The 4127-nt window shown below is 35.4% G+C and carries 4 protein-coding genes and 5 tRNA genes; 8 read left to right on the top strand and 1 reads right to left on the bottom strand.

Annotated elements, in window-relative coordinates; all coding sequences use genetic code 11:
- Positions 1–41: 41 nt before the first annotated feature.
- The 7 genes from HMPREF3264_RS11590 (at position 42) to menC (ending at position 3595) form a co-directional block, all read left to right on the top strand.
- Positions 42–117, top strand: a tRNA-His gene (locus tag HMPREF3264_RS11590).
- 17 nt (positions 118–134) lie between these two features.
- Positions 135–208: transfer RNA gene (locus HMPREF3264_RS11585), tRNA-Gly, on the top strand.
- Between the two features lie 11 nt (positions 209–219).
- Positions 220–294, top strand: a tRNA-Asn gene (locus HMPREF3264_RS11580).
- A 1-nt stretch (position 295) separates the two neighbouring features.
- Positions 296–367, top strand: a tRNA-Glu gene (locus tag HMPREF3264_RS11575).
- Between the two features lie 59 nt (positions 368–426).
- A tRNA-Ser gene (locus HMPREF3264_RS11570) sits at positions 427–515 on the top strand.
- A 679-nt stretch (positions 516–1194) separates the two neighbouring features.
- Positions 1195–2604, top strand: coding sequence for an o-succinylbenzoate--CoA ligase (gene menE, locus HMPREF3264_RS11565; RefSeq protein ID WP_070873402.1), 1410 nt, complete (start codon positions 1195–1197; stop codon positions 2602–2604).
- Positions 2594–3595: an o-succinylbenzoate synthase gene (gene menC, locus HMPREF3264_RS11560; protein WP_070873401.1), complete on the top strand. Its 1002-nt coding sequence runs from the start codon at positions 2594–2596 to the stop codon at positions 3593–3595. The genes menE and menC overlap by 11 nt, the downstream gene beginning before the upstream one ends.
- On the opposite strand, the gene yidD is transcribed toward menC, so the two are convergent.
- Positions 3592–3840 carry a membrane protein insertion efficiency factor YidD gene (gene yidD / locus HMPREF3264_RS11555; RefSeq protein ID WP_037541567.1) on the bottom strand — a complete coding sequence of 83 codons (249 nt, stop codon included), beginning with the start codon at positions 3838–3840 and terminating at the stop codon, positions 3592–3594. The genes menC and yidD overlap by 4 nt on opposite strands.
- A gap of 71 nt (positions 3841–3911) precedes the next feature.
- Here yidD and HMPREF3264_RS11550 point away from each other — a divergent pair.
- Positions 3912–4127 (top strand): NUDIX domain-containing protein (locus tag HMPREF3264_RS11550; protein ID WP_141764498.1); only part of this gene is annotated, 216 nt, incomplete at its 3' end.

Raw genomic sequence — 4127 nt, 5'->3', positions numbered from 1 at the left:
GTCGGCAGTTCGACTCTGTCCTGAACCATTCGCTATTTTTGGCGGTTGTGGCGAAGTGGTTAACGCATCGGATTGTGGTTCCGACATTCGAGGGTTCGATTCCCTTCAACCGCCCCATAATCGTATTACACAGTGCGGGTGTAGTTTAATGGCAAAACCTCAGCCTTCCAAGCTGATGTTGTGGGTTCGATTCCCATCACCCGCTCCATTTTTTATTAATCCACAGTAGCTCAGTGGTAGAGCTATCGGCTGTTAACCGATCGGTCGTAGGTTCGAATCCTACCTGTGGAGCCATGGCTCCTTGGTCAAGTGGTTAAGACACCGCCCTTTCACGGCGGTAACACGGGTTCGAGTCCCGTAGGAGCCATACAAACAGAAGTGAAATATCGCTTCTGTTTTTTTATATCTTGATTAAAATCTAATAGTGGAGAGTTGTCCGAGCTGGCCGAAGGAGCACGCCTGGAAAGTGTGTAGGCGCCACAAGCGTCTCGAGGGTTCGAATCCCTCACTCTCCGTAAGGACGCTTATAGTGATTGATTTCATTATAAGCGTTATTTTTATGTGAACTATGTTATACGTTACGTGTACGGTTCAGAATGATTCTAGGTTTATAAAAAAGCATCTCCTCAAGCTAAAATTAATTGTGGTCAGCCAACCAAAATTAATCAAGTTGAGGAGATGCTTTTTAATGTCATCCGACATAGATAGTTTAGCATATACTAACTGAAATTGTAAGTAATGAACGGAGGGGGACGCCATTATTTCTTATCTGTTTTAAAGTACATAAGTGTGATGACAATTGAGTAAACAAAAAGAAAGATCATTATCATCGTTGCCATATTAAGTTCCTCCTTTTATCTGTCTAAACTTATTTTGATTTTTTAATGAAACGAATTTAATTAACCATTTTTAGTTATTCTTATTTATATATATTAATTTAACATAGTTAACTTTACTTCATAATATAACATTTATAAAGATTTAGTGAGTGGTGTTCACTAAATTTAAACTATTTACTTTTCAGCACCCTTAATAACTAGATAAACGTGAATCCCACTTTTCAAAATACATATTTGACTACATATAAATCCTCATCATCTTCATTTCTTCAATCACAATTTCAAGCTAAAGTACTGATAAATATGTTCTGAATCGTTATAATATACATTGTATTTATTTTTGGAGGAATGTCGTGTGGATTTTTGGTTAAAAGAACAATCTCATATTAATAAAGATAAAATAGCGATAATGACAGATGACCAATCGCTTACATTTGAAGAATTGTATACGCAAGCTTATCAATTAGCGCAATGTATGACATCACTTCGACAAAATAGAGTAGGGCTATATATTAAGAATGATTTAGATTCTATCATACTGATTCACGCATGCTGGCTTGCGCGTGTTGAAATTGCGATGATTAACACACGATTAACAGAACAGGAAATCATCAATCAAATGCATTCTGTTAATGTCGATACGATCTTACATACGATTCCTCTCGAATTAGACAATTTTAACCTTTATGATATCGATGCAATTAATAAATTAAAGGCTCAAAACATTGAGTCCAGTCAATTTAATATGAATGATATTGCATCTATTATGTTTACTTCCGGTACAACTGGTCCTCAGAAAGCTGTACCTCAAACCTTTCATAATCACTTCGCAAGTGCGACAGGATGCAAACAAAGTTTAGGTTATGACCAAGATACGAAATGGTTATCAGTGCTGCCTATTTATCATATCTCTGGACTTAGTGTCATATTAAGATCAGTTATTGAAGGTTTCACAGTACGAATAGTTGAAAAATTTAAAACTGAAAAAATGCTTAATATCATTATTAATGAAGACATCACGCACGTCTCATTAGTACCACAAACATTAAAGTGGTTAATGGATGCTGGATTGACTCAACCTTATTCAATAGAAAAGATTTTGCTTGGTGGTGCGAAGCTTTCATCTCATCTTATCGATCAAGCTCTGGAATACCAATTACCTATTTATAACTCATTTGGAATGACGGAAACATGTTCCCAGTTTCTTACGGCATCGCCTGAGATGTTATCTCAAAGATATGATACTGTAGGTAAACCTAGTGATAATGTAAAAGTTAAAATTAAAAATCCGAATCATTTAGGTCACGGAGAACTCCTTATAAAAGGGGAGAATGTTATGAATGGTTATTTATATCCTGAGCATTTGACTGATACGTTTGAAGATGGTTTCTTTAAAACTGGAGATATTGCAGAAATAGATAATGAAGGCTTTGTCATGGTATATGATCGCCGTAAAGATTTAATTATCAGTGGTGGAGAGAATATTTACCCTTATCAAATTGAAACTGTCGCTAAGCAATTTAACGATATTTCTGATGCAGTTTGTATTGGCGTTTCTGATGAGACGTGGGGTCAAGTTCCAGTGCTTTATTTTACTGCTGAAAATGAAATTAACAAGAGCGAATTAGTTGATTATTTTCAACAAAATTTAGCCAAATATAAAGTACCTAAAGCGTTTTATCAAGTAGAGACGTTACCTTATACATCAACGGGGAAATTACAGCGAAATAAAGTTACAAATGAAGGTATAAAATATGAAAATTAAAGCTATCAATCTCTTTGAATATGAAGAACCCTTTCAATCTCCAATGATTACGCCGAAAATTAAGCTAAACGAACGTAAAAGTTTAATTATCGAAATACTAACGCATGATGATCAATCTTATTATGGAGAGTGTAATGCATTTGCCACGAATTGGTATGATAATGAAACCATCGAGAGAGTAATCGAAACAATCAATACTTGGAAATCGCAAATTATTGGAAAGGTATATACATCTTTTGAATCATGGTTACCTTATTTAAGCGAATTGGATTCTATGCCAGCGACACGTGCAACTGTTGTTATGGCAGTGTATCAGATGTATCACACACTACCTTCTTTTTCAGTTGAATATGGTGCAACAGTAAGCGGTTTATCCAACTCGCAATTGTTAACGTTATCTCGAACTAAGCCGAAGCGAATTAAACTTAAATGGTCTTCTCAATTAGCTGAAGATTTAAAACGTATACGTCAACTTGATTTCGAGTGTGGTATTGCAATTGATGCTAATGAATCGCTAACAGTTGATTCATTTTCAGAAATAACAGATCTAGAATCGGAAGATATTCTGTATATTGAAGAACCGTTTAAGTCGTTGGATACATTAAATGAATTGAATGCTAGTCATTATCCTTCTATTGCAATTGATGAAAAAGCAACATCTATCAAGCACATTGTATCCATCGTCAATCAATACCCAGTTAAAGTGGTCGTACTGAAGCCATTTAGATTGGGTGGTATCGATAAAGTCATCGAAGCAATGAAGATATTAAAGGCGAAAGGAATTCAATTCGTCGTGGGAGGCATGTATGAGTTTGGATTAAGTCGGTATTTTACAGCGATGTTAGCTAAAGAGGGGAATTATCCTGGAGATATAACGCCTTCAGGGTATTACTTTAAAGAAGATTTAGTCAAAGATTCAGGCATATTAAAAGAGGGAATGATTGAATTCACTCCCCCTAAAGTTGAGCTATCGAAATTAAAGCCACTTTAATGTTTATGTTCGGTAGATGAATGTTTCTCTTTCTTTAAAGGTACGGGATCAAAGCCGCCTTTATGAAATGGATGACATTTAAGTATACGTCTGATGCCTAGATAAAGGCCTTTAAATGCACCATGATATTGAATTGCTTCTCTAGTATATTCTGAACATGTTGGATAAAATCGACAGGTCGGTGGTGTCAATGGCGATATAAAGCGCTGATAAAACACTACCATCGCTAGAAATAATTTTTTCATCATCGAAATTACGCCTCCAACAATTAATTTAATAAATTTAGTTTAACATAGTATGAGGGGATGTGTGGAATGTGAAGTTTCGTGATAAAGATAATAGAGAAGTAACGCTTACTTATAAGAATCATACAAATGTACCAAACGGAAATCACGTGCTTAGCATTCCAGTGTATAACGATCAGTTATTATTTACACAACATAAAATCCGAGGCATTGAATTTCCGGGAGGTAAAGTAGAGAAAGGTGAAACGCCTTCAGAAGCAGTTTTAAGAGAATTGTATGAAGAAACA

The sequence above is a fragment of the Staphylococcus sp. HMSC62A08 genome (genome assembly GCF_001839105.1).
In the GTDB taxonomy this organism is placed as follows: Bacteria; Bacillota; Bacilli; order Staphylococcales; family Staphylococcaceae; genus Staphylococcus; species Staphylococcus caprae.
Note: the sequence above shows the minus strand (reverse complement) of the source record. Positions and strands in the feature narration are given on the sequence as shown.

What these genes read in the sequence shown, in the direction of transcription:
- menC (WP_070873401.1), top strand. Translation starts at nt 2,594, where the DNA reads ATGAAAATTAAAGCTATCAATCTCTTTGAATATGAAGAACCCTTTCAA.
- yidD (WP_037541567.1), bottom strand. Translation starts at nt 3,840, where the DNA reads ATGAAAAAATTATTTCTAGCGATGGTAGTGTTTTATCAGCGCTTTATA.